This window comes from Paenibacillus sp. JT22N15, from assembly GCF_059383755.1.
In genome coordinates this window covers 174,329-200,231 of sequence record NZ_JBXENV010000005.1, presented here as the reverse complement: position 1 = coordinate 200,231, position 25,903 = coordinate 174,329, and the positions used below count along the sequence as shown (strand labels likewise).

At 49.3% G+C, this 25,903-nt stretch carries 22 protein-coding genes; 2 read left to right on the top strand and 20 right to left on the bottom strand.

Translation table 11 applies throughout. The annotated features are described in order from the left end of the window. Nucleotides 1-44: 44 nt before the first annotated feature. From AC50X8_RS11665 to AC50X8_RS11620, 10 genes are all read right to left on the bottom strand, one after another. Complete coding sequence (locus tag AC50X8_RS11665) at nucleotides 45-767, bottom strand: MBL fold metallo-hydrolase (protein ID WP_056033980.1); 723 nt, start codon at nucleotides 765-767, stop codon at nucleotides 45-47. Nucleotides 768-970: 203 nt separating this feature from the next. Then, nucleotides 971-1,627: an SGNH/GDSL hydrolase family protein gene (locus tag AC50X8_RS11660; RefSeq protein WP_056033983.1), complete on the bottom strand. Its 657-nt coding sequence runs from the start codon at nucleotides 1,625-1,627 to the stop codon at nucleotides 971-973. Nucleotides 1,628-1,653: 26 nt separating this feature from the next. Further along, complete coding sequence (locus AC50X8_RS11655) at nucleotides 1,654-2,511, bottom strand: AraC family transcriptional regulator (protein WP_494879873.1); 858 nt, start codon at nucleotides 2,509-2,511, stop codon at nucleotides 1,654-1,656. Continuing rightward, entirely contained in the window at nucleotides 2,474-3,337 is an 864-nt protein-coding gene (locus AC50X8_RS11650; protein ID WP_494880000.1) for a sugar phosphate isomerase/epimerase family protein, read from the bottom strand. Before AC50X8_RS11650 ends, AC50X8_RS11655 begins: the two co-directional genes overlap by 38 nt. Before the next feature lie 63 nt (nucleotides 3,338-3,400). Next, nucleotides 3,401-4,471, bottom strand: a complete 1,071-nt coding sequence (locus tag AC50X8_RS11645) for a Gfo/Idh/MocA family protein (RefSeq protein ID WP_046228814.1) — start codon at nucleotides 4,469-4,471, stop codon at nucleotides 3,401-3,403. 41 nt (nucleotides 4,472-4,512) lie between these two features. Further along, nucleotides 4,513-5,673, bottom strand: a complete 1,161-nt coding sequence (locus tag AC50X8_RS11640) for a Gfo/Idh/MocA family protein (RefSeq protein ID WP_494859598.1) — start codon at nucleotides 5,671-5,673, stop codon at nucleotides 4,513-4,515. Nucleotides 5,674-5,919: 246 nt separating this feature from the next. After that, nucleotides 5,920-7,515, bottom strand: a complete 1,596-nt coding sequence (locus AC50X8_RS11635; RefSeq protein WP_056033992.1) for an extracellular solute-binding protein — start codon at nucleotides 7,513-7,515, stop codon at nucleotides 5,920-5,922. A gap of 85 nt (nucleotides 7,516-7,600) precedes the next feature. Next, nucleotides 7,601-8,494: a carbohydrate ABC transporter permease gene (locus AC50X8_RS11630; RefSeq protein WP_056033995.1), complete on the bottom strand. Its 894-nt coding sequence runs from the start codon at nucleotides 8,492-8,494 to the stop codon at nucleotides 7,601-7,603. 835 nt (nucleotides 8,495-9,329) lie between these two features. Next, the gene (locus tag AC50X8_RS11625; protein WP_200931609.1) at nucleotides 9,330-10,253 is read right to left on the bottom strand and encodes an ABC transporter permease; all 924 of its coding nucleotides are present in this window, start codon (nucleotides 10,251-10,253) and stop codon (nucleotides 9,330-9,332) included. A gap of 346 nt (nucleotides 10,254-10,599) precedes the next feature. After that, nucleotides 10,600-12,621 carry a beta-galactosidase gene (locus tag AC50X8_RS11620; RefSeq protein ID WP_494859595.1) on the bottom strand — a complete coding sequence of 674 codons (2,022 nt, stop codon included), beginning with the start codon at nucleotides 12,619-12,621 and terminating at the stop codon, nucleotides 10,600-10,602. Nucleotides 12,622-12,949: 328 nt separating this feature from the next. Here AC50X8_RS11620 and AC50X8_RS11615 point away from each other — a divergent pair, with 328 nt between their 5' ends. Together AC50X8_RS11615 and AC50X8_RS11610 are read left to right on the top strand one after the other, a co-directional pair. Beyond that, on the top strand, nucleotides 12,950-15,226 hold the full coding sequence (locus tag AC50X8_RS11615) for a helix-turn-helix domain-containing protein (protein WP_056034005.1): 2,277 nt from the start codon (nucleotides 12,950-12,952) through the stop codon (nucleotides 15,224-15,226). Nucleotides 15,227-15,328: 102 nt separating this feature from the next. After that, on the top strand, nucleotides 15,329-15,874 hold the full coding sequence (locus AC50X8_RS11610) for a glutathione peroxidase (protein WP_494879871.1): 546 nt from the start codon (nucleotides 15,329-15,331) through the stop codon (nucleotides 15,872-15,874). 104 nt (nucleotides 15,875-15,978) lie between these two features. Here AC50X8_RS11610 and AC50X8_RS11605 read toward each other — a convergent pair whose 3' ends face one another. The 10 genes from AC50X8_RS11605 to AC50X8_RS11560 form a co-directional block, all read right to left on the bottom strand. Beyond that, on the bottom strand, nucleotides 15,979-16,653 hold the full coding sequence (locus AC50X8_RS11605; protein WP_056034008.1) for a TIGR00266 family protein: 675 nt from the start codon (nucleotides 16,651-16,653) through the stop codon (nucleotides 15,979-15,981). A 59-nt stretch (nucleotides 16,654-16,712) separates the two neighbouring features. Further along, nucleotides 16,713-17,339 (bottom strand): RNA polymerase sigma factor, encoded by a 627-nt coding sequence (locus tag AC50X8_RS11600; protein ID WP_056034011.1) that lies wholly within the window; start codon nucleotides 17,337-17,339, stop codon nucleotides 16,713-16,715. A gap of 46 nt (nucleotides 17,340-17,385) precedes the next feature. After that, complete coding sequence (locus tag AC50X8_RS11595; RefSeq protein WP_494879869.1) at nucleotides 17,386-17,781, bottom strand: hypothetical protein; 396 nt, start codon at nucleotides 17,779-17,781, stop codon at nucleotides 17,386-17,388. A gap of 540 nt (nucleotides 17,782-18,321) precedes the next feature. After that, nucleotides 18,322-19,428 (bottom strand): toxic anion resistance protein, encoded by a 1,107-nt coding sequence (locus AC50X8_RS11590; protein ID WP_494879867.1) that lies wholly within the window; start codon nucleotides 19,426-19,428, stop codon nucleotides 18,322-18,324. Nucleotides 19,429-19,467: 39 nt separating this feature from the next. Then, nucleotides 19,468-20,148 carry a hypothetical protein gene (locus tag AC50X8_RS11585; RefSeq protein ID WP_442952527.1) on the bottom strand — a complete coding sequence of 227 codons (681 nt, stop codon included), beginning with the start codon at nucleotides 20,146-20,148 and terminating at the stop codon, nucleotides 19,468-19,470. Between the two features lie 37 nt (nucleotides 20,149-20,185). Next, nucleotides 20,186-21,217: an ATP-grasp domain-containing protein gene (locus AC50X8_RS11580; RefSeq protein ID WP_056034020.1), complete on the bottom strand. Its 1,032-nt coding sequence runs from the start codon at nucleotides 21,215-21,217 to the stop codon at nucleotides 20,186-20,188. Beyond that, entirely contained in the window at nucleotides 21,214-22,065 is an 852-nt protein-coding gene (locus AC50X8_RS11575) for an HAD family hydrolase (protein ID WP_494879865.1), read from the bottom strand. Before AC50X8_RS11575 ends, AC50X8_RS11580 begins: the two co-directional genes overlap by 4 nt. Continuing rightward, the gene (locus AC50X8_RS11570; protein WP_056034024.1) at nucleotides 22,062-23,243 is read right to left on the bottom strand and encodes a cysteine protease StiP family protein; all 1,182 of its coding nucleotides are present in this window, start codon (nucleotides 23,241-23,243) and stop codon (nucleotides 22,062-22,064) included. Before AC50X8_RS11570 ends, AC50X8_RS11575 begins: the two co-directional genes overlap by 4 nt. Next, nucleotides 23,240-24,673 (bottom strand): phosphoribosyltransferase family protein, encoded by a 1,434-nt coding sequence (locus tag AC50X8_RS11565; RefSeq protein WP_494879863.1) that lies wholly within the window; start codon nucleotides 24,671-24,673, stop codon nucleotides 23,240-23,242. Before AC50X8_RS11565 ends, AC50X8_RS11570 begins: the two co-directional genes overlap by 4 nt. Beyond that, entirely contained in the window at nucleotides 24,618-25,823 is a 1,206-nt protein-coding gene (locus AC50X8_RS11560; protein WP_494879861.1) for an HpcH/HpaI aldolase/citrate lyase family protein, read from the bottom strand. The genes AC50X8_RS11565 and AC50X8_RS11560 overlap by 56 nt, the downstream gene beginning before the upstream one ends. Nucleotides 25,824-25,903: the final 80 nt, after the last annotated feature.

Genomic DNA, 25,903 nt, shown 5'->3' with positions numbered 1-25,903 from the left:
TGCTGTTGTGAAATCCATACAGATTATATCAGCGTGCTTTTCCTTTAATGTGCCGCAGCAGCAGCGAGCTTGCGTTCAGCCGTTATGATGGCCTGCTCCATTGCGGCCACCGGGTCAACAAGCAGGTTGCCGTGTCCGACTGCCAGCAAGGACGGCTTCAGTGCAAGCAGGCGCCTCGCACTAATCAGCGACTGCTGCTTATTCCAGGTTGCCCATGCCGGAAATGGAAACAACGGCCGAACTTGTCCGCTTACCGCAACGCCTCCACGCAGTTGAAAAGCATCCCCGACAATCAGCTCGCCGCCTCTCGTATTGAGAAAGGCCATGGAACCGGGCGTATGTCCCGGTGCTGCAACCGCCAGCAGCGAGCCGATACGGTCGCCATCTTGAAGCAGCAGATCCGGCTTCGTTGCTACTTTTTTCGGCACACCGCCTCTGATTGGGGTAGCCGGCTCTCCCGGTTCCAAAGAGCGGTCTCCTCGCAGCAATCGCGCATCCCTCGCCGAGATTGCTACGACTGCATCCGGCAGCTGTGCTTTGAGCGCATCCAGCGCTCCGATATGATCATCATGCGCATGCGTCAGCACGATTCGTACAATCGGCTTGCCCAGCTTGCGTGCTGCCTGCATAATCGCTTCGGCATTATTCGGCAGTGCTGCATCGATCAGCGTCAAGCCGTCCTCTTCTTCGACCAAATAGCAATTAACAGGAAATACATGGGGCAAATAGGTCAACTGATAAATATGCTGATGTTTGGTCATTCTCACAATGCATCGCTCCTCGGTATTTTGCGCTTGCTGCGCAAAAACTAATATCATTAGTTTTATAATAACTAATGATATTAGTTTTTGCAATACGTTTATTCGTCTACATTCATCATCTACGTTCATCATGCACACATATGGACGGCTTATGCGGCATTAAAATCAAAAAAAAGCCTATCCTCGACGGATAAGCTTTTCACCCACTTTTATTTCGTCCAATCGAAATCCATTGCCTGCAAAAAAGCTCTCGCCAGCACCATATGGCCTGCCGCCGTCGGATGCACGCGATCCCACGCCAAAGTAGCGGAATAGAGATGGGCCAGCACTTTATTAAATGCCGCCTGTGTATCAATGAACAGACAGCCCGTCTCATCTGCTATTCGGCGTACAACTGCACCATATTCGTCCATCGTGCGGCGCATCGCATCCTGCTCATTGCTTTCCAGAAAGAAAGGCGTCATGAGCACGATACCGCTTCCGGCCACCGGCTTCGCCAGTGCGACCAGCTCGCGCAGCGTTTGCTCGTACTCCTCGATATAGACATGCCACTCCGTAATGAACGGCGTATCATATTGGCGCCATACGTCATTGATGCCGATCATGATCGAAAGCACATCCGGTTTTTTATCCGTCACATCTTCCTGCCATCTCGCTTTTAAATCACGGACCGTATGCCCGCCCGTTCCCATGTTCACTACGCGAATACCGAGCTCCGGATAAACCGCCTGCAGCAGCGCATCCACCTGCGCTACGTAACCTCTGCCAAGCGCGCCGAACAGCCCCTCGCCATTCTGCTTGTTCCGATCGCAATCCGTAATCGAGTCTCCAATAAACAGCAGCTTCTGCCCACGTTCCAGCTTCACCCGAATCATTCCCCCTATTTATACGATTAGCTTTGCGTCTCGCGCCGCTTGAACTGCTCTGGCGATACACCGACAAACTGCTTGAACATTCTGCTGAAATGGGCCAGATGCTTGAAGCCCAGACGATAGCATGCTTCTGTAACCGTGACGGACGGCTCCATCAAAAACATGATTTTCGCCTCATTGATTCGCCTTCTATACACATAGTGAAACACCGTTACACCCGTCACATCCTTAAACAGCCTGGCAATGTACGACTTGCTTAAATGCAGCCGTTCTTCCAGCTGCTCCATATGCAAATCGTCCGTATAGCTGTGCTCCAGCAAGGAAATGATGCGCTGCACCGTCTGCTCCTTATCCGAGGAAAATTCTTGCCGGTCCCTTAGCGGCTGCTCGCACAAGCCAAAAATAAAATACAATAAATCAACAAAGGCAAGCAGCAGACGGTTGCTGCCGATGGCATCGCCCCGCTGCTGATGCACATGCATTTGAGCCAAAAGCCGCTCCGCTTCTTCCTTATGCTCGCCTCTGAGCCGCAGGCGGTGATTGCGCAACTCCTCAAACGGCTCCATAACATTGAGCGCCTGCGGCAGCTCCAGCAGCGGGCGCAGCAGCGAAGGCTCAAAATGGACAATCGTCCGGACATAAGGAACGGAAGGATCGATTTTGGCACAATGCAGCGTCATGCCGAACAAAATCATCATATCACCCGGCTGCATATGGTAAATTTGATCGCCAATCAAATAGTTGCATTTTCCTTCATGAAAATAATAAACCTCGTAATTCGTATGGGAATGAAAAATCGCTTCAAGCGGCGTCTGAATTCGGTAGCCGAAATCGAGCATTTTAACCTTGCGACTGCAATCCGTTAATATAGCGGACAAAATGCCGCAGCATGTCTGGAGACTCCGCAAATTCTTTGCTGAAATCTTCAATGCCGAGATAGCCGTCATAGCCGACCGCTTGCAAATCCTCGATGATTTGCTTCCACGGCACTATCCCTTTAGCGAGTCCCGTCCAATCCGCCTTCCAGTTGATGCTGCCATCCGCCTCTTCCGGTCCAGCCTGCCAGCCCGCATTTTTCACATGCACATGGGCCAAATACGGACCTAGCAGCTCAAGTCCCATCCGGTAGTTTTCGAAGCCTTCGTAAACCATATTGCCGGGATCGTACAGCACGCCAATACAATCCGGGTCCAGCCCTTCGCAGAGCCGATAAGCTGCGGAAGCGCTTGCCGCAATCGTCTGATGATGGGTCTCGACTAAGCCTTTAACGCCATACTTTCGGCACAGCTCCTGCACTTGCTGCAAATACGTTCTTGCCAGCGTGAACAGCTCGCCGAACGGACGGCTGCGATCATAATTTGGAACACCAACCCGGATAAAGGAAGCCCCTACCCGCTTCGCCGCTTTCAGCACCTGCTCGGTCGCCTCCAAATCGCCAGCGGTGAGATATGGCGTCAGGCTGAGCGATGTCAGTCCATGATCAGCCGCAGCCTTGCCAAAGCGATCCAGCATTTCATCTCCGCCTGAGGGAAAAATCGTACAGCGGTTGTTGCCCCAGAAAGAAGGCTCCTGGCTCGCCACAGCTGCATCCGGTGCTTCCTTGTAACGCCATTCTACAGCATGAATTCCTGCCTCTTGCGCGGCGGCTGCCAGTTCCTCAGGCCCCAGCTCCGGTGTTGCTACCGTAAATACAGACAACTTCATCATCGATTCACGCTTCTCCCTTCCTCTATCCGTATTATATGTTTCGCTTCCTCTGCTCTTTCCCTACTCGACCCGTACAGCCTGCAATTGCGCCTGCAAGCACAGCTCTGCCGCTTTAAACGTATGCGCCTGCGGCATCGCAAGCTCCGTGCCATTCAAGCAATCAAGAATGAGCGCTCCAAAATAAGGGAAACCCACCTTGTCTTTCACATCTATTTTTTGCTCGCCGTCTCCATTCACGAGGAACAGATGGTCGCTGCCGCCTCTCGTCAAATCGACATATTTGCGCAGCTCGATATAGCCTTTTGTCCCGAGAATAATCGTCCGGCCATCGCCCCAAGTAGACAAGCCATCCGGCGTAAACCAGTCCACGCGAAAATAATGCGTAGCCCCGTTGTCGCCAATAAGCGTAGCGTCGCCAAAGTCCTCAAGCTCCGGGTATTGCTTGTTATTGTAATTGGCTATTTTGCTGGATTGCACCGTAGCATCTTTGCAGCCGGCGAAATAAAGAAACTGTTCAATTTGATGGCTGCCAATATCGCAAATGATGCCGCCGTACTGCTCCTTATTGAAAAACCAGTCTGGCCTAGCCGCTGCATTCAAACGATGCGGTCCCAATCCCATTACATTCAGCACGCGGCCGATAGCCCCGTCCTTCACGAGCTGCCCTGCGTATTCCGCGCATTCTACATGAAGGCGCTCGCTGTAATAGACCGCATAAATTTTGCCTGTAGCTGCCGTTACTTTACGCGCCTCAGCCAGCTGCTCAAGCGTCGTAAACGGCGCTTTGTCCGTAAAATAATGCTTGCCATGCTTCATGACCTCGACGCCAAGCGGGCCGCGCAAATTCGTTATCGCTGCTGCTGCAACGAGCACCACTTCCGCATCCTGCAAAATTTGCTGCTTCGATTCCGCTGGGCGAACCTCAGGATAAGTGCGCACAAATGCTTCTACCTTCTTCGGGTCTGGATCATAAACCCACTTGAGCGTGCCGCCCGCTTCCCGAAGACCGTTGCACATGCCATAAATATGCCCATGATCCAGCGACAAAGCAGCGAATACAAACTCTCCTTCTTTGACAACTGGTTTGGGCTTGCCTTTCGGGGCATAATTCATTCCATTTGCTGTTGACATAAATGTTGCCTCCCTCTCGCTTGCTCATCAGTGGTTATTGATTAGTGGGTACCTCTCACATCCAGCGTCTCATAACTGTTCGCATCCTTGTGCTTCTCCGAGCTGCGTATTCTCTCTTGCAGCTTCTCATAAAATAAATCCTCGTTAATCGGAAGATCGACCCATCCATCTGTCCATGTAGAGAGCAGCATCGCGTTGGACAGCTCCAGTCCCCTAATCCCCTCTTCGCCTGGAGCAAGCAATGGCGTGCCATGCAGAATCGCATTTACCCAGTCCTGAGTAATGCCCATGTGATTGCCGCCATCGCTGACCGGAATTTCGAATTTCCAGCATTCCGGCTGGCCGAAGCCGCCTTTAAAGCTCGCATTAAATTCGGTTTCAGATACGCGCAGCCGCCAAAACGTCATTTTGTCATTTTCAATGACGATTTTGCCGCGTTCACCCGAAATTTCAAAACGGTTCGTTCCCGGCGACTCAAAGGTCGAGGTGACAAACACACCCGTTGCTCCGTTTTCATATTCCACGTAAGCCGTCACATCGTTTTCCACTTCAATATCACGGTGTTTTCCAAAGGAGCAAAAAGCGCGCACGCGCTTCGGCATCATTCCTGTCGTCCACTGCCACAGGTCAAGCTGATGCGGGTCCTGATTCAGCAGTACGCCGCCGCCTTCGCCAGCCCACGTTGCACGCCAGCCGCCCGAATCGTAATAGCTCTGTGAGCGGTACCAGTTCGTAATAATCCAGTTCGTGCGGCGAACTTCCCCGAGCTCCCCGGATGTAATTAAATCGCGAAGCTTCGCGTACAGCGGATTCGTGCGTTGATTATACATAATGCCGAACACTTTATTGCTTTGAGCCGCCGCTTCATTCATCTCGCGAACCTGCTTCGTATAAACGCCAGCTGGCTTCTCAATCAATACATGCAGCCCGGCCTTCAACGCTGCGGCTGCCTGCTGCGGATGATCATAATGCGGGGTGCAGATGAGCACGCCGTCCACCTCGCCTGAGTAGAATAGTTCCTCAGCCGTCGAATACAGCTTTAGTTCTGTCCCCCATTCCTGCGCTGCCAGCTCCAAACGTTCGGAACGCACATCCGACACCGCAGCAAGCACGGCGCCCTCTACTCTTCCTTCAATCAAATAACGTGCGTGTCCTGTTCCCATATTCCCAAGGCCTAATATGCCGATTCTGACTTTATCCAATGATTAACATCCTCTCTAAACCTGTTATAAGAAGGATCACTATAGCTATATTGTAGCATAGATCATTATGTAAGCGTTTGATTCAAAAGGCCGAATATCCGCTTATCATTTGACTGTCATTGTACTCAAGTGTCCGCACCTAATCCCCTCTCTTATTGCATAAGAAAAGCGGCGGTTATGTCCCTCAGGGACACACCACCGCTTTTCCTCCCATACCGAGAGCTGCCTCTGGTACGGCTTTGTCGCTTATTTAATATTTTTCTCAGTTACATAAGCTTGCCATTGTTTCATGTACTCGGCTTGAATTTTCTCAAGTCCAGCTTGCTTCGCTTTGTCCATGAACGTTTTCAAGCCTTCTTCGATATTGTCCACGAGACCAGCTTGCAGCGGGAACAGGTACTGCTTCTCCACTTGCTCAAGCGCTGCTCTCTCGGCTTGGTAAGAGCTGTAGTCTTCGGCAAAGCCGTTGAATTTGTCTGGAACTTGGATTTTGTCCAGCTCGTCGAAGATCGCTTTTACGCCGTCATAGTTTTTGTCAAACAGCATGAACTCTGGATTTCTCCATGCCCAGCCATTCATGCCTTCACGAGCAAAGCCGTTGGAGCTTGCATCGCCGATCATTTGGTAGTAGCCATCTTTAACTTCATAGTTTTTGCCTTCCACACCGTACTCTGTCAACTGATTGTAACGTTTGTCCGTTACCATTTTCTCATAGAATGCCAGTGCGCGCTCTGCGTTTTTGCTGCTTGTTGGAATCGCAAAGCCGTTGTGAATCGCATGTACTGGTGTTGCAATGCCTGTTGTAAGCGGGAATGGGTAGTATTTCAGCTCCCAATCCGGGTGAGCCGCTTGTACTTTAATAACCGAATCATTGAAACGAGTTGGGTTGTCTCCGAAAATCGTTGCTGCTTTGCCGCTTGTCAGCTGCTCCTGAATAACGTCGTTGATGTTCAGTACGTTTTTCGGGATGTAGCCGTTTTGCTGCCAGCGCTTGATCAGCTCCAAATCCGCTTTTTGCTCATCCGAGCCCCAGTATGTGTAGATGTTGCCTGGCTCGAAGTAGTTCACGCCAAGACCGTAAGGCAGCGCGCCGATTGCTTTGTGCTCGATATCGCGAATTTGGTTCACAAGGCTGCCGCGAACGTCTGCACCAAGTGCGATTGGACGCATGCTCGGCTCATTGGCTTTAATGCCCGCCAAATACTCTTCATACGTTTTCAAATCCTTTGGCTCAGGCAGGTTGTATTTTTTACGAAGATCTTCACGCCATACGAAGCCATTCGTTACATACTCTTTGTACGTTGCTGGAACGGTAAAGATTTGGTTGTCGATTTTAACCGCTTCCCACATATCTTTCGGCACGAACTCATTCAGCTTCGGCGCAGCTACAGGTAGCAGCTTGTCGAGCGGCTGGAATGCGCCTTTTTTCGCATAGGACTGGTATTGCGTCCATTCTGCTGTAAAGATCAGGTCGACCTGTTGGCCGGAGCCAAGCAGCAATTTATATTTTTGCTCCCAATCGGTCCATGACGTGTAGTTGAATTTGACGGTTGCATTCAAATCCTGAAGCGCCATTTCATTGATTTTGTCTTGAATGGTAGCGAGATCCTTCGGCGCATCGCCTAGCATATAAAATTGCAATTCTACTTTTTTGGAAGTATCGATACCCGTTTTCTCGCCTGCTTGCGCATTGTCCGGCGATGCGGTAGCTGCTCCGCTATCTGCTGGACTGCTGGATGCTGCCGTATTTCCGCCACCATTGCCGCTGCAAGCTGCGATCATGCTCATAAGCAGCATTACGGTGAGAAGCATGACTAAACCTTTGCTCTTTTTCTTCATCATGTGAATCCTCCCTTTTATAAGTTGAACCTATATATGTTAGCTGGACCCTAGTAGCAAGCTTGCCGCTATGCACTCTGGTACAGTTCTAACCTTTGACAGCCCCAATCGTCAAGCCTTTTACAAAATAACGCTGAACGAAAGGGTAAAGGAACAAAATCGGGCCGGTTACAATAATCGCCATCGCCATCTTGGTCGACTCCATCGGCATATCCCCGCCAAGTGAAACGCCTGTACCTGCTCCCATCTGTGACAGGAAGCTCATCGCATTGATAATGTTGTAGAGATAATATTGAAGCTGGTACATCGTCGTGTCATTGATGAACAGCGAGGATGTAAACCAGTCATTCCAGTAAGCCAGCGCCAGAAACAATCCGACGGTTGCGATGCCCGGCATCGACAATTGCAGCACGATGCGAGCGTAGATTGTAAAATCATTCGCGCCATCGATTTTAGCCGATTCCGTTACCTCATCGGGAACGGCGGAGCGGATGAAGTTTTTCATCAATATAATGAGGAACGGCGTCATAAGTCCTGGAAGAATGAGCACCGCATACGTATCGGTGAGCTGCAAATATTTCGTCAGCATAATGTACCACGGCACAAGTCCGCCCCCGAACAGCGTCGTGAAATAAATAAAGAAGGAGAAAAAATTCCGATATTTAAAATCTCTGCGCTGCAGGACGTAACCCGCCATCGTAATGAAGAACAGCCCGAGAAATGTGCCGACAACTGTCGTTATGATCGTAACGGTGTAGGCGTTGATGACCTGCTGCGGGAATCGCAGCACCGTTGTGTAGCCTTCAAGTGAAAACACCTGCGGGATCAAATGATACCCGTCGCGGAGAATCGATTCGTTCTGGGTGAACGATGCTGACACAATGAGCAGAAACGGAAACAGGCAAGCGACGGACGTGAGCAAAATAACTACGAAAGCAATAATGCGGAACAGCAGCATATAGCTGTCGTCTTTGATTTTCATAAAGTAACCTCCATGTTCTCTTTGTGTCGGTGATTAGAATAAGTGCGCTTGGTGAGGTAGGTTCGTCGCTGCGCAAAAGGTTTGGCCTCCGATCGCCATTGCCCGTGGAAATTCTTAACTATACCGCCAGCGGTAAATTTCCACGGACAAAAGCGAACGCGTTCGCTTCTCCAGCTCAAACCTTTTACTCCGCTCAGGCCCCCTTCACCAACACCCTCCTTCTAAAACACGAACCACAAAGTTCGAATTCATACAGCAGAAAACAATTGATTTGACGCTTATAAATGTCTACATCTCTGTGGTTAAGGCTTCTTTGCTCCCATGCTTAAGCACAAGTCTGTGCACTAAAGCAAGCGTAATGCCTTGCTCTAGCTCCAGCTCACGAAGGTATAATGCAAACGCGAATGCAGCAAAGGATTTGTTACTGGTCTTGCTTTTGGCTTTTGGCTCTTGGCTCTTGGCTCTTGGCTCTTGGCTCTTGGCTCTTGGCTCTTGGCTCTTGGCTCTTAAAGGTACGGCGCAAGTGCGAATGCGCTAATGATTTGGTTCTTGGTTTTGGTTCTTGGTTTTGGTTCTTGGTTTTGGTTCTTGGTTTTGGTTCTTGGTTTTGAACTTAAAGGTACAGCGCAAGCGCAAAGCGGCTAAGCAGCTTTTCCCTCCTCCTAGGAGGGAGATGAAAAAGGTGTAGTGGAATGAAAAGGTTGAGCCCGAGAAGCGTGAGCGTTCGCTTTTACCCTTGAATTTCCCCCTTAAGGGGGTATTCGAAGAAATTCAAGGGTAATGGCGATCGTAAACCAACCTTTTCATGCAACGCAGCCTCTTTTTCATCATCCTCCTAGAACAATGCGTATTCGTCGTTGATTTTTCGAATAATATAGTTGACCGTCATAATCAGGATAAAGCCGAACAACGATTGGTAAAGACCCGCAGCAGTCGACATCCCAATATCAAACGTTACTTTCAGCGAGCGGTACACATACGTATCCAGAATGTCCGTCGCATCATACAGCACGCCGTTGTTGCCGATTAATTGATAGAACAAGTCGAACTGTCCTTTCATTATGCTGCCGAGAGCGAACAGCAGCAGGACGACGAATGTCGTTTTCAGCATCGGAACCGTAATGTACCAAATCCGTTGGAAAATGTTGGCGCCGTCAATTTTGGCCGCTTCGTAATATTCATCGCTGATACCTGTAATAGCAGCCAGATAGATAACCATGCTGTAACCGAGGTTTTTCCATAGATAGAACAAAATAATGAGCGGTACCCATACCCAAGGCGTGTTGTACACATCAACCGGCTCAATGCTGAGCTGCTTGAGCAGCGTGTTCAAGAATCCGCTTTCATAGTTGAACAAATTGTACACAATAACGCTCAGGATAACGAACGATACGAAATAAGGCAAAAACATAACGGATTGCGTCAGCTTCTTGAACCATTTCGATTTAAGCTCGCTTAGCAGAATAGCCAGCGCGATGGCGAGCACATTGCCAAGCCCGATGAAGGCTATATTATAGCCAATCGTATTTAAGGTCAGTTTAGTCAAAATGCCGGATTGCCATAAAAACTTGAAGTTTTCCAGCCCAACGAATTCACTATTGAATAAGCTCGTATTATAATCGAACCTCGTGAAAGCGTAATAGATGCCGACCATCGGTAAATAGGAATTGATGATGAAAAATAAAATCGTCGGCAACAGCATGAGAAATAAAATGCGGTTGGTGATCAGCTCGTGAAAAAAACCTCTTCTCGTATTCATGCAGGCTATGTCTCCCCTTTCAGCTTTCAGCTTTGCTTTTTCTTTTTTCATTTGTACGATGCCAGCTGCAATGCCCTCAGGCTCACTTGCTCAATTCTAGGCGACTGCTGCTGCTTACGTCGTTCGTTGTGCCCTCAGTGTATAGCAGGCTCGAAACGCTCAGCTAGAGCAACATCAGGCAATTAGTGAAAAATGCTGCGAAAACACAGGTGAACGAATTGCACCACTATGCATTTTTCAGCTTTTCACAGGCTGTCCACTAACGCTGCAAGATGTTAAAAACATAGAGAAAAAGCCGCTTTTCCCAGTGTGAACAGGAAAAACGGCTCTTCTATACCAGCCCCGCCTATGTCGATATCTGCAAGATCATGACGCCATATGGTTCAATTGATACTGTGCCAGACAAGTGTTCACTGGTCAGCAAATCGGTGTATGCTACTTCTCCCAACTCAAGCTTGGACTCAAAAGGATTATGATTCAGCACGAAAGTGTAAGCTTCCTCCCCTTTATGACGCTGCACAAGCTCGACTCCGGCATCCGCCAGAAGCGGTGCCCCGATGCCATGCTTCTCGCAAAGCGTCTGCACGAGCCCGCTGAGCAGCTTCTGCTCAGGAACCGTCGCCACATAATAGGCTTCGCCTTCCCCGTAGCGATTGACGGTTAGCGCTGGCATCCCCGCATAAAAATCGGCCCCATAGCTGCCAATGGCCTCTGCGCCCTCCAAATGAAGCAAATCGCATAGCAGCTCACACTCATAAGAGCCCCCAGCTATATGCCCAAACTGCTCTCCTACTTCGATTGTGTTGCGCATATCCGGCGTCAAGCTGTCGATTTCTTCGACCCATACGCCAAGCAGCTTTCTTAATGCGCCTGGATAGCCGCCCAGCGTGACCAGATCATTTTCATTGACGATACCGCTGAAAAAGGTCGTTATAAACGTGCCGCCAGCCTGCACGAACGCTTCGATGCGCTCGGCTACGCCTGGCTTCAGCATATACATGACGGGAGCGATGACGATTTTGTACTTGGAGAAGTCGCTGAGCGGGCTGATGACGTCCATTTGAATGTTTTGGTCGTAAAAAGCTTTATAATAGCGCTGCGCCTGCTCCAAATAGTTCAAGTCCGCGCTTGGCCCGCTCGTGATTTCAACCGCATTCCAGTTGTCGATATCAAACAGCAGCGCCGCTTCCGCCTGTACCGTAGCATCCAGCAGCTTGTCGCCCAGCTCCTCCAGCTCGCGCCCCAGCTGCGCGCATTCGCGGAATACGCGCGTATGCTCATGCCCGACATGCTCGATGAGCGCGCCATGATATTTCTCGCAAGCGCCGATCGAGCGGCGCAGCTGGAAGAACATCACCGTGTCGGCGCCATGCGCGACCGCCTGGTAGCTCCACAGCCGCATGACGCCCGGGCGCTTGAGGCTGTTGTAGGGCTGCCAGTTTTGCTGGCTTGGCGTCTGCTCCATCAGCATGAACGGCTTGCCCTGCTTGAGGCCCCGCATATAATCATGGCGCATCGCCACATTGCCCATCGGCTCATTCATTTGCGGATAGCTGTCCCAGGATACGACATCCATCGCATCGCCCCATTTTTGCAAATCAAGGCCGTTGAACAGCCCCCAAATATTTGTCGTAATCGGCAAATCCGGGGTAATACGCTTCAGCTCCTCATACTCCCCCTTGTAGCAGGCTAGAAGGGAATCGGACATAAACCTTTTATAATCGAGTGCCATCGGCTGAAAATGGCGGTTGTCTCCGTTGAGGTTAGATGGCGGTACAATATCTTCCCAGTCATACACCGTATGGCCCCAGAAGCTCATGTTCCACTCTGCATTCAAGCGCTCGGTGGTGCCGAACTTCGCCTGCAGCCAGACACGGAAAGCCTCCGCACAATGATTGCAATAGCAATGTGTGCCATACTCATTGTTAATATGCCAAATGAGCAGCGCGGGATGCTCTTTGTAGCGCTCAGCTAGCTTCGCCGCAAGAGCACGGGAGAAACGGCGGTATGTCTTGCTATTCGGACAAAAATTAGTACGGGAGCCATGCGTCCGCTTCCGTCCATCTACATCAACCGGCAAAATATCGTCATACTTGCGTGACATCCATGCAGGCTGTGCAGCCGTCGAGGTGGCGAGGCAGGCGTAAATCCCATTTTCAGCAATGAGATCCAGCAGCTTATCCAGCCATTCAAACTGATAAACGTCCTCGGAAGGCTGCAGCTTCGCCCAGCTAAATACCGGAAGTGTGACGACATTAATGCCCGCCTCCTTAAATAAACGCATATCCTCCTGCCAGATCGCCTCTGGCCATTGATCAGGGTTATAGTCACCGCCATACCAAATTTTTGGAAGCTTGGAATGAATCATTTTGTCACTTTCCCTTCGACTTATCCATATTGCACTGCGAATTCGAGGAAAAGTCTAAAGGAAAGCATTAGCTTTGTCATCTGAACGTATTGGTTTTGCCAAAAAGTTCACTCCAGTTCGGTTTGTTCACAGCGTTCAGAGCAAGGTCGTTCAATTTTATGCATAGAATACATTGTACGGTTGGCAAAGTGAAGTTTATAATATGAACAGAGATGCATGGGGGATCAGGTGAACAAACTGACATATGCGCATAATCAGGCAACCGATATCTAAACCAATTAGAGACTTATAAAAAGTAAGCGCTTACTAAGAAAAGAGGGGGACAGCTATGAAAGCCAACGCATGGAAAAATAACGGAAAGCTCTACAGCAGGTTTCTGCTCAGCATTACATTATGTATCGTATTGACGCTGCTTATTTCGTCCTTCTTCTATTATCTTGCTTATACAAGGCTGGATCTAAAGCAAGCCTATTTATCCGACGTCAGCAGCCTGACCCGAACGAGCCATGAAGTGAACAACATGACGGAGAGCGCCCAGTCGCTCACCTTCCAGCTGTATCGGACGTTTACGATTTCCAAGCTGCTTTTTTATACGAAGCCTAATATTTATGATGTGACGGCAGCTATGAATGACTTGACCAACTACTTGAGCTCCATGCCGTTTATTGAGTCGATATATGTATACAATTCAGCCAACAATCAATTTTACATTGCTAATCGTTCGGGGCAAAGCGGGATTTTTACCAAGGAGGAAATTTCCGATAAAGGCATTTTACAGACGTTAGAAGATTTCCAGACGTATAAGCCGTTTACGCCGATTCCACGCTCCTATGTGCCAGAGGATGCAGACAGTCCAGTATTGCCTGGACAGCCGTCACCCGTGCATCATGTATATACTTATTTAGGCTATGATGCGGTCGGTAAAAATCAAACGATAAATTCGGCAGTCATCGTCAATATTTCATCGTCGTGGATTAATAAAGATATTGGAACCGCTTCCAGCGAGTCACTCGGCAAATCGTTTATTATCGATGATCGCCAGCGCATGCTTTCGCGCGATACACTTGCCCTCAAATCGCTGAATAAGCAAGATAATGATATGCTTTTATCGCAAATTTTCGGACAGCAGCAGCCGGGTTATATTGTGGCGCGATTTGACGGCCAGAAATCGCTCATTTCCTATACGTCCTCGGATGCGCTCGAATGGCAATATGTTCGTGTCACGCCTTATGGCGAAATTACAGGAAAAGTAAGTGCCATTCGCAATACGACGCTTGCTATTGCTGCCGCGATTTTGGCCATCGGCCTGCTTATTTCCTGGCTGCTGTCACGTATGCTCTATCGCCCGATCCATCATATTATGGATAAAATGAATATGCTCGAAACAGAGCGGCGCAACAGCTCCTATACGATTAGACAAAATATTTTACGCAACTTGCTGGAAGGCGCGCAGCAATTGCAGACGAAAACCCAGCTCGACAAGCTTGAGCAAAGCGGCATTACGTTTGATTTCACAAACCATTACCGCGTCGTATTAATTAAAATTGATGACCTAGAAGCGCTCAGGGAAACGCGGGGCAATGATCTGCTCGCTTATAAATTCGCCATTATGAACATTAGCTGGGAAATTGGGTTGAAGCATTACCGCGTCGAAACGGTTGATATGAATGAAGACAGCGTTGTGCTCATGCTTGGGCGCCTCGAATCGACGGAACAGCCGGATGATGAGCTGCTGCGGACGATGCTGCTGCAAATTCAGCATTCGAGCCTGGAATATTTGCGGATAGGCATTTCTATGACGTACAGCCCGGAGGCGAACCAGCCTCAGCAGCTTGCCTCCCTCTATAAACAGGTGAAGGAAGCTTCGCTGCACCGCTTATTTTATGGGCAGGGCTGCTTGATCTATTCGCAACAGATTATGGAGCTGAAAGCGAAGGAATATAAATTCCCCGTCGATAAAGAGAAAAAACTGACCGATGCGCTGATGGCTTCCAAAAATATCGATGCAAAACAGATTTTCGCCTCTATTGTAGAGGAGACGGCTGACTATCCGATTCACGTCGTGCAGCTTGCTATCTCGCATTTAACGATGACGGTCAATACGATTTTGTACACGATTCATAAAAATAACAGTCTCGAGGTCGAAACCGGGCTGAATACGAACATCCCTTCACTCGATAAATTCGAGACGGTGGAGGAAATGAACGCCTTATTTTTCACCTTATTTGATGATATTCAGGCTAGGCTTATGGAGAAACGCACGGTCAAGCAAAGCGATCTCATTCGTAAAATCAATGAGCTGATTGAGCGCGACTTCGCGAACTCCAATCTATGCTTGAATTGGATTGCTGAGGAGCTGGATATGTCCTCCATCTATATTAGCCGGGTTTACAAGCAGCAGACGCTGACCGCTGTCGTCGACGTCATTAATCAGGTGCGGCTGGAGCATGCCAAAGATTATTTGGAAAATACGGATTGGTCCGTCGTCGATATTGCCGACAAAAGCGGCTATACGAGCAGCTCTTATTTCCATCGCATGTTCAAGAAAAGCTTTGGCGTCACCCCCGCCGACTATCGCAAAACGAGACTCGCCCAGCATGGCTGATCGACATAGGTGAAAACTATAAGCTTTATCTCTATTATATATTAGACCAATAAGTGAATTTGTCCTATGATGGGTTGTATAGCGCCGAAGGGAGCGATCAACTTGTCCATCTATGACTTTCAAGTTAAAACGATAAACGGAGAATGGCTAGATTGGGCAGCCTATCAGGGGAAGGTTGTCCTCATTGTTAATACGGCGAGTAAATGCGGTTATTCCAGCCAATTTGCCGCGCTCCAGCAGCTTTACGAAACCCATCACCAACAGGGATTGGAGATACTCGCTTTCCCCTGCAATCAATTTAATGACAAAGAACCGGGCAGCGATGCTGAAGTAAAAGCCTATTGCGAACAAAACTTTGGCGTTACGTTCCCCCTGCTCAGCAAGGTGGACGTTCGAGGCGAAACAGCTCATCCTTTATTTCACTATTTAGTGAGCGAAGCTCCGTTTCACGGTTTCGATATGCGAACCCCGAACGGCAAGTGGCTGGACCAGTTTTTACGTGAAAAATACCCCGAGCTCCATGCTGGAGATGGAATCAAGTGGAATTTTTCTAAGATTCTCATTGATCGCAGAGGTCAAGTAGCAGGCCGTTTTGAGCCGACTGTACTACCGCCGGAGCTTGATTCAGCGATAAGAGCATTGCTTTAAAAAAATGAAAAGCAAGGCGCTTAGCTCGTCCATCAGAGCTAAATGCCTTGCTTTTTCACAATCCTGCGACCTTCGAGCCGATTCGTCTATGTACCATTGTTTCATCACTTTGGAATAAACTGATTAATCCAGCCGCCGAAGCTTTTCGGATTTCTCGTTTGAATCAGGACGACGCCTTCGCCACGGAACCGGCACACAATGCCTTCGCCACTTGTAATGCTGGACAACCAGCCGTTAGCAGCCTTCTCGATCCGGTAATCCATATAATCAGGCCATGCAACCAGATGTCCGTTATCAATGATAACTTCCTCGCCTGCAGCAAGCTGCACGGCATGAATCGTGCCGTAGGAGGAAAGAAACACCGTTCCTTTGCCGCTAATTTCAACAATAAAGAAGCCCTCGCCCGACAAGAAACCTTTCGCCAGGTTTTGCATCTTCGTGTTAACCTCAATGCCCGGCGTTCCAGCCAAGAAACCATCCTTCTGCACATACAGCTTGTACGACCCATCAAGCTCAATCGATTCAATATCGCCAATCGCTGCAGAAGCAAGCAATGCTTCGCCTGGGCCCCGTGTGGCAGACAGCTCTTGAAAGAAAAACTTCTCGCCGCTCAGCATCCGTCCAAGGCCGCGCATAATGCCGCCATCGAGCGTACCTTTCAGCTCCAGGTTTGGCGACATCGATACCATCGCACCCGACTCTGCTTTAATCGTTTCGCCGCGCTCCAACTGCACCTTCAATAAGGGAAAAGCGCCGCGATATAAAATTTCATGTCTCATTTCAATTTATTCCTCCGATCATTCGTACTGCCTCAAGCTTGCCGATGTTGGGCCGCTTTCTAAAAAAGCGGCCCACTCATCATCATGCTGCTAAGAAATTTCAAGGAAGCACCACGCAAATTTAGTATGCTCCATTTTTTCTTCAATAGCTGACGCACGCGAAATAACCGTGACTTAATAGTGCCGACAGGAACCTGTGTTTCTTGGCTAATTTCATCCAGCGACATATCGTAAAAATATCGCTTCACAACCAGCTCGCGATCCTTGTCAGACAGTCCCTTCATCACTTCGGATAGCTCCTCGGACAGCTCCTGCTCCAAATACACATGCTCCGGCCCTTTATCCAAGCTCGGCAGCGTTTCCTTGAGCGGCCATTGCGACATAAAATAATCCGGCTCTGCATCCAAAGAGACGCTTCGGCGCGTCTTGCGTTTTCTGAGCGTATCAATACATAAGTTAATCGTAATTTGAAAAATCCAGGTCGTGAAGTTTTTCGAAGGGTCGAACTTATCGATATTCGTCAAGAGGCGAATAAACGTCTCTTGCAGAACATCCTCGCTTTCCTGACGGCTGCCAAGCATCCTATAAGCAGTTGAAAACAGCCTATCATAATAGACCTTTGTAATTTCCGCGAAAACCAACGGGTCCTTCTCTTTGATCCGAACCGCTAACTGGGAAGCATCCATAATTTCTCTCCAAACTTAAATAGGATAATAGACTTTAACATTGGCATTACCGAATTTTGGCGATATCCTCGCCCGCCCTCTTATACGCCTTCACAAGCTCCTGAATTTGATTAAATTCACTGTCTCCCGGCCCAAGGCCATCCATAAACATTTTCTGCAGCACCGATTTGAAAAGGGTTGTCCGCTCCTCAATGAAGCTGCGCTCCAGCTCCAAAATTTCATCCAGTGTGTGGCTGTTAATGAAATCATCCAGCTCGCTCCGCTCGGCGCGGCCGCCGCCCCCATCACCGCCGTAACGCTCACCCCGCAGCCTTTCCGGCTCTGGCACTTCCTCCTCTTCCTCGTAAGGATTCAGATTAACCGAGGAACGAATCGACGATAAAATAATATTTTCTTTCGCGAGCATAATTTGGAACGACTTGTTTTGAAATAAATCGCTCATAACGCTGCGACACAAATCTCGATTTTTAAGTAAGATGCCATCGAAGGGATGTATGGTCCAATTATCATTCGAATAAAATAAATTAAATATAAATTTCTCGCTGCCAAAAACGTATTCTACGTTTATTGTATGTTCATCCAGCATCTCAAATGAAAAATCCAACATTATCGTTCCCTCCATACGAGCAGCAGGCCCGAATTCTTCCGATAAGTCAATTTTACCAAATGATCCGCCATTACGCTAATATTATATAAAATTCGACTCTATTCTCGTTTTCCATAGAACGATAACAATGGCCGCATCTTCCTGTACTACAGAAAATACGGCCCTGCCCACGATTATAATTGGTTATGCTGCTCTAAAATGGCCTCTACCCGTTCGCTTGTGGCAACGATAATCAACGTTACAATCAATAAGCCGAGCGTGCCTACTGCAATCAAAGACAACCATCCTCTCATTCCATCGCTTTTGTTAAGCCTATGAAAGAGTGGCGCCATCTATGTGTATCGTTGTTAAAATAGAACGAGCCTCCTGCTATATTTAGCTGAGCAGCCTGTCTATGTCGTTTCCGCCAGCAGCTCCGCTGCTAATGGCCGCTTGCGATTGTCCGCCTGTTTCCAAGCCGAGACGCTTCGACATGCTTTGGTTAATTTGCGCCAGCTTCTCCGTGTGGGTTTTGCAGGTCGCGATAATGTCGCGATTGGATTTCTCCGATGTGTCGAGCGCTGTAATCAGGTCGGTAATCGCCGTGTTGACAGCCTCCAGCGACATCGCTGGTTTTTTGAGCAGCTCCGCCGACTTTTCCGTTGACGTTTTGAGCAGCTCTGCGTTGCGCTTGAACTGGTCTTCAATCGTGCTGTTTACACTCTCGACTGCATTTGCGATTTTTAACTGATCCTCGATAGCGAGCGTTATCATCGCCGACACCGTAATCAGATTAGACGCTTTATAGATGCTGTTGTTGACCGCATCAATCAGCTTGTCGCTGTTGTCATTGACGATGTCCGTCGCAGCAACCGCCTGATTGAACAGCAGTATATCCTCGGTCATCGACTGGATGCGGGTGACGACTTTACGCAAGCCACGCTCCAGATACGTTTTGCGCTGCTCATTTTCCGGCTTGGCGATTTCCGCTTCGAACAGCTCCTTGAGCTTGTTGCCCATGGCGATCTTCTCTTGCAGCGAATAAATTTCCTCAAGCGAGCTGCGCTTGAGCGTACGCATATTCACAATGCTCTCCTCAAGGCCATCCTTGCCGTCCCGCAGCCCCTGCACAATCGCATCAATATTCGTCCGCACGGACTGATATTTATAAACGTAGTTTTTCACGGGCGACTTGCGGATCAGCTTGCCGATAAAGCCGACGTTTTTACTTTGCTGCAAAGATTCGCATTCATTACGCAGAGACAAAATCAGATTCGATACTTGACTGGACCCGCCTGACATGAGGGTGGCGACCGGACGTTCCAACTGCTTAAGTGTCGCGCCCGCACGCTCCTGCGTCTTGGCGCCCAGCTTGCCCATCTCGTCCATTAAGCCATCGAGTGAGAGCGTATCGGCCTGCGCTACCTTCTGAATAATGACGGCCGCTTCCTGGACGGCCTTCTGCTCGTCTTCTTTTTTCAATTGAATCGTTTGTATGGACACTCAAGTTCCCTCCCCACGGATTTTCAATCTAATAGGCCATTAAAACTCCGAGTAGTTGTAGCGTTTGTGAATAACCTCCGCCTTGGTTTGCAGCTCCATCAAATCCTTGTGTTCAATCGTTGCAACAATTTCCGAAATTTTTGTATTAATATCCCTCAGACCATTTAGCAAAATACGGCGGTTTTTCGTTTTGGCGTCGCCGCTCAGCCTTAAGAAAGGATTGATGACGCTGTTCAGCTCCTTGAGCACCAGCCGTCTGACCGTATGATTAATTTCATCATTATTCAGTTCAGTCAAGAGCGGCAATACCCGGTGCAAACGGAGAAAAAGCGAACAGGACTTTTCCACAATTTCATTGTCCAGCGTATTTTTCTGCCCTTCGGATATAACCATATCCTCCAGCACTTCCAAATACTCCAGCACGGGATCAAATATCGGGCTAATCGCCGGTGCTGGTGCAGATGCAAATGCCCCGCCTCCGCCAGAGGAAGAAGGCTGCAATGCTTCTGGCAGCTGCCCAGGCTCAGAAGAAGCACGGGCTGGCGACGGAATTGCATCGATAATATTGGTTTTGCGCAGCAGCCGCTTCTCATCGAGCACGACACCTACGAGTGTAGCTGCGACAGGGATAAGCACCGTTATAAATTCTGGCAGCAGCCAGCTTGTTGCAGCGGCAATAACAAGTCCCATTGCCGCTCCGATAATCGAGCGTTTTTGAATCACTCTCTCACCCTCCAACCTGCTGTGCCACTCGCTTCTATTCGAATGCTGTCAAACGCAACGGCTGCTCAACGTGGCTCGCCAGTACGCCATACTCAGGCGTCAGCTTGCCCACCTCTCCCCCAAGCGCCAGCTTGACCGCCAGATAAGGAAAGTTGATGCCGCTCAGACAGGAAACATGGAGACCGCCAGACATCCGCGGATTAATCTCCAGAAGCTTGGGCACTCCATTTTTGTATTTCATTTGTATATTATAATTGTAAGGGATTTTGTACGTTTCTGAAACCCTCTGGGCAATTTCCATTAATTCCGGCACATTGTCCAGCAGACGCAGACGGCCGCCCGCTTTACGGCGCGGAACTGCGGCAAGCAGCTCCCCATTTGGCGCAGCTAGGCAATCAATACTGTATTCAAACCCGTCAAGCAGCTCCATCACCATTAAATCACCAAACTGCGGGACGGTCGCTAAGGTACGGTACACCTCTTCAAACGGCAGCGCACGCGACACGGAACCGAATAAATCCGCCAGCTTGTCGCGCTCATTGTCAATGATGCGGAAGCCTTGTCCACCTTCGCCATCCGTTGGCTTAAAGCAAACGCGATGCCCTTTTGATACCAAATCGTCGTAGGCCGCCTTAAACTGCTCTGCCGTTGAAACGACATGATAATCAGGAATGACCATAATGCCGCTCTCGCTCACCGATTCATAAAACTGATCCTTGACCATCAGCTTGCCGAGCAGCTCCTCATCCTGGCAGACGACGACTTTAACGCCTATTTCATCAAAACGCTTGATGCTCTTCACAATATCCAGCATATTCAGTCTTGGGACGAACACATCTATTTTATACCTCAAACAGAAATCAATGCAAAAATCAACATAAGCCTCGCCTTTAAAGGGCGGCTCAACCTCCGCCACATCGCAAGCCTGCAGCGACATATGCTTCGGATCGGAATGCGTGCCGTACAGCTCAAAGGCTGCTCCGTCGCTATTGTTACGAATCGCATTCATATAATGATAAGCGACCGAAAACCAACGGTTGAACCATACTTTTGTTACGTTGCTCATACGTTTGCCTTCCTTTCGACTGCTGCTGCTGTCTTAAATTCAGCCATGACAGTGGACACAAAGTCCAAAATTTGCTGCGAAGCCATAATGCCCGAATGCGTTGTAAACGTGTAAGCCAAATTTCCCGGTTCGCGCTGCTCCTGGCGAAACAGCTCGCCGTGCCTTGGGGCAATCGCATGACTTGCCGCATCTAGCAGGCACTGGTCCAGCAAGGAATCACCGGAGGCAGCAACGACCGTCGCTCCAAGCTGCTGCTTCAAATGCAAGAGCGCCGCGCTTTTGCTCACCTCATTTGGCACGAGATAAATTTTGCGTCCTTGTACCGACACTTTCCAGCCAAGCGCCGTAATTCGTTCCACAGCACGGCTCACCTGCTCGGTTGGCATCCGCTCGCGATCAATGACGTAGGCGAAAAAAAGCTCATCGCAATAACGCTCGCCATGAATCCAATCCGTACTCGCCACCTCATCGAAGATCGCTTTAATTTCTGCCGCCGGAGCCGCACTAGCCGCAATAAGCTTCTGGATATGCGTGCTCCATTCTTCGTTCCTTACGCCATTCACCAAAATATTGCCGCCATTGCTCGTCACCGCATAGGTTGGCGCTATATGGTCGCGGAACAGCTCAATTCGGTTGTACTGCTCCATCGTCCGGGTCGTTACTGGAATAAAATGAACCTCCTGCGCAATAGCTTGCAGCAGCGGCAGCATTTCCGTCAAAAAATACGACAGCACTTGACCATCCTTCGTTTCTGCGGGCATCACAAGCCCCGAGCCCTCCGCACCATCCAGTCCCATCGATCTCGTGGAATAAATGAGCGTCTGATCAAGATCACTGGCGAAAATCATACAGCTTCCTCCTCGGCGGAAGCAGCAATATCCGCCTTTTTATTTTTCGATTTAATAATGCCGCAGCAGGAATACGTCAGTTCAGGAAATACTTCCACTGGAACGCCGCGATCGCTTGCCAGCAGCAAAATATGCTGGAGCCCCGGGTTGTCCAGGCGGTCAACGAGAATTTTCCAAGGCACGCGCCGCAGCAGCACCCGTGTCGTCTCCCCAACGCCCGGCTTCACCAAATTAATATCCTCGATGCCGTAAAGCTTTTGAATCGCTTTAATATCCTTCAGCCCCTGCCAAGTTACCTCAGCCTTCTCGTTCATCAGCTTCACAGCTTCCTGCTTCGCCTGCTGTGAGATTTGGCTGAAATACGCGGATACCGTATCGATGAAATGATTGGATAGATCCTCCTTCATCCATTCCTTATAAAACTTCGCCCCGTGAAAATCATCCGGCCCAATGATATCGCCGCGCAGTACCGTGCGGCTCATCAGCCCGGACACGGTAGAATTAAGGCAAGCACTCGGAATGAGGAAATCCTCGCGGGTGCCGAATATGCTTGAGCTGCAAGCAGGATCTGCCAGTACCGCAAGCTCCGCATCCAGCTGAGTGCCGTACTTCTGCTTGAATGTCTTGCAAGCTTCAATCAACACCTGAGTAATGGCGCCTTTTCCCGTCCAGCCATCCACGAATTGAAGCTTTGCCTCCGGACCATGCTGCTGCAAAATATAAAGCAGCGCATTTTCATCAATGCCCTTGCCGCGAATGATCGAGATGCTGTAGTGCGGCACATCAAGCCCACATCGCTCTGCTATGTAGCGCTTCATCAGAATGCCGATTGGCGTGCCCGCTCTCGCTAAAGAAACGAGCACCGTGTGCTTGCCGCTGCGCGCCACTACCTGTTCGGCTACGATGCCAGCAGCCAATGCTACCCGCTTTGCAGATTCCGTCAATGTCTGGTGAAACAGCTGGATGTATTCCGGCGTCGGCTGGTATTCTACAGGCAGCATTTCCGAATAATGCACGCCGGATTGGATCGCTTCCTCACGATCCTCGGTTCCCCGCTCCAGCTGCACATCACTCAAATCCTTCAATAGAAAAACGACGTCGGACGGCTTATAGCTGCCAAGCGGCTTCGGAGCCCCGATCGGTTTTTGCAACCGTTGTTCAAGCAAGCTTCTGCTCATGCCTTTTCCTCCTTATGACTGCCCTTTGATGGACCGCAAATAATGACATTGATTTGCTGGAATCCGCATGCTTGCAGCGCCGACAGCAATGGAGCAAGACGATCCTCCGGCCAGTCGCGCTCTGCAAAAATAAAGCAATCGTCGTATTGCAAGGCACCGACATTATAAAAAAAGTTCCTCACCTGCTCATCTTCCGGTGATGGAAACGCTTGTCCCGATTTAATCGCATAATCTGGCTTGTCAATGGGATGAACCGGGCTTCTCGTCGTTGAGTGGTAGCATACACCTTGCCCCAGCTCCGCCGCTATTCGCATCGGTATATACATAAACTCGCCTGTGCCTAGGCATAATGTACGCTCACCCACTCTAAAGCTTCTCAGCTTAGCCCCAGCCTCTGCAATGCTTGCATCCAGCGTCCCATTCTCGCTGGAGCGAACGCCGAAGCGTCCCGTTCCTGCCAAATAAGGCGAAGCATTCACAGCTCCTGCTGAATCAACCGAGCTGTAGGATGCGAGCTCGAACAGCTCGTCAAAATACACTTTATTCAAGCGACCGCTCGCAAATGTTACAGCCTGAGTCTGAGCGCTGGCCGCTACCTGCTCGGGCGAGCTGCCTTCCGCCCTAATTACGCCTTTCATCAGCGACAATACTTCAATCGATACGCCAAGCTCCTGTGCGGCTTCCACAAAACGCTGCTCATCCGCTTCAGTTCTCCAATCGAGCAGCGATGCTACTATATATTGTTGACGGGGAAATTGCCTTTGGATATCCCGTATTATGTTCAAGGCTGTTTTACCAGTCGTGAGCTCATCATCGACGAGAACGATCGGCTCGTTACCGTTAAAAAAGGCCGCATCCAAAGCGTAGCAGCGATGTGCAACCGCGTGGGAATGCTCCTCTTCAAAGCTAATGAGCGATTCTATCGCCGGAATCTGCTCCCTAGTCGTATGAAGATAGGTACAGTCCTCACTGAACACGCGATACATGCTATGCCCAAGTGCTGTTGCTGTTTCTGCAAAACCGATAAACAGCGCTTGCTCAGGCAGCTTTAGATTAGCTTCAATCACTTGATGATACACCTGCTCTGAACGTCCCGGTTTAGTCAAACCTTCGATAGCGTCATCCAGCAGTTCATTAGCCAGAGCATGCTGCTGTTCATCCGCAGCGTACCTTTTATAAAGCAGCAGGGACAATGCTGCGCCGCTAAGCAGCGAAGTATAAGGATTAACAGGAAGATGCTTGCCCAGTACTTTGCTGACAAACAGAAAGGCCCGCTTCTTGTTCATGCGCGCTGCCATGGCAAACAGCGTATCCGGGGATAATCCGAATGGATTTGCTGTTACCGTTACCGATACCTTAAGATCATCTACAATGTTATACGTATGCTTGCTCCTGGCTTGCGAGTAAGGCGATAAAATGTTGTTCTTCATGCAGCACCCCGTATATTTTTGATCTTGCCATTACGCGATTAGCCCAATTCATATGGGGTTTCACTTCATTCATCTTATTGGCATAATCGCTCTTGAGTACGCCGACATAGCCGTTATGGCTGGCAATAATGCTTTGTGCATCAATATATTCTTCATACGTCACCGCATAGAGCGATTGCACCGGCCGAATATGCGACGGGTGGATAATCGTTTTGCCAATAATGCCGTTTTCCTTGTCCATCATGACTTCGCGCAGCAGGCCATCCGTTTCTAGTGCTGCCGAATGCCGCAGGGGCCAGCGCTCTCCTTTTCCAGACAGCTGCTCTGGCTGTAGAGGAAATAATGAAGGGACAGAAGCCTGCTTGCTGCTCGAAAAGTATTCCCATACGGGTCCCGAGATGACATAAGAGGCATCCATTCGCCCAAATATATTTATAATATCCGCCATACAATCGCGAACAGGAAGAATATCGTATATGGTCATGGTTTTGCTGCGGCGCAGGCCAAATAAACTGGAGAAGTCTGTCGCTCCAATACGCACATTGAGCACATAACGCTGATAACGATCGAGAAGCTGCTTAATGGCCAGCAATTCCTCCAGGCGTGTCTCACGATAAATGATAGCAGGCGTTTCTAGTATGGGCAGCCCATAAAGCACCGGCGAACCAACACTTTGCTGACGGTTAAATGCAGCGATTTGACTAAAATAGGCTTCACCGTTTGCTGCTGTAAATTTTGGGAAAATAAAGCCGGTAATCAGGCTGATCTTTTCTTCCAGCCGCTCAATCATACGGGCAAGCTGCTGCGCGCTGCGAATGCGAATGAATAGTAGAGGAAGATGATCGCGCGATAAAGAGCCAATTTTCAAAAAAGAGGATAAACGAAAAATTTGCTGCAGCAGAGACTCCTCTGCCATCTCCACCAAATGGTCGCCAACCGCATCCTCCAGGTCAATGACCATCGTCGTCAAACCTTCATGCTTGCGGTTTAAAATATCTTCGGAAATCGTTGGTCGGGTAGCCGGACAATACAAAGCAGCTCCGACGGCATAAGCGAGAAGCTCCCGCTCCGTCGTATGATCGAATGGGGTAGGTGCCGAGAAGAAAACCGCTTCTTCTTCCTCCCAGGTAAAATAATCAAAGTATCGCATTCCGGTTTCCTCCTGATTCATTCCAGTAATCGACACTGTTCCAATTACTCGGCCCCGATCGCCAAATGCGCGATCTATTC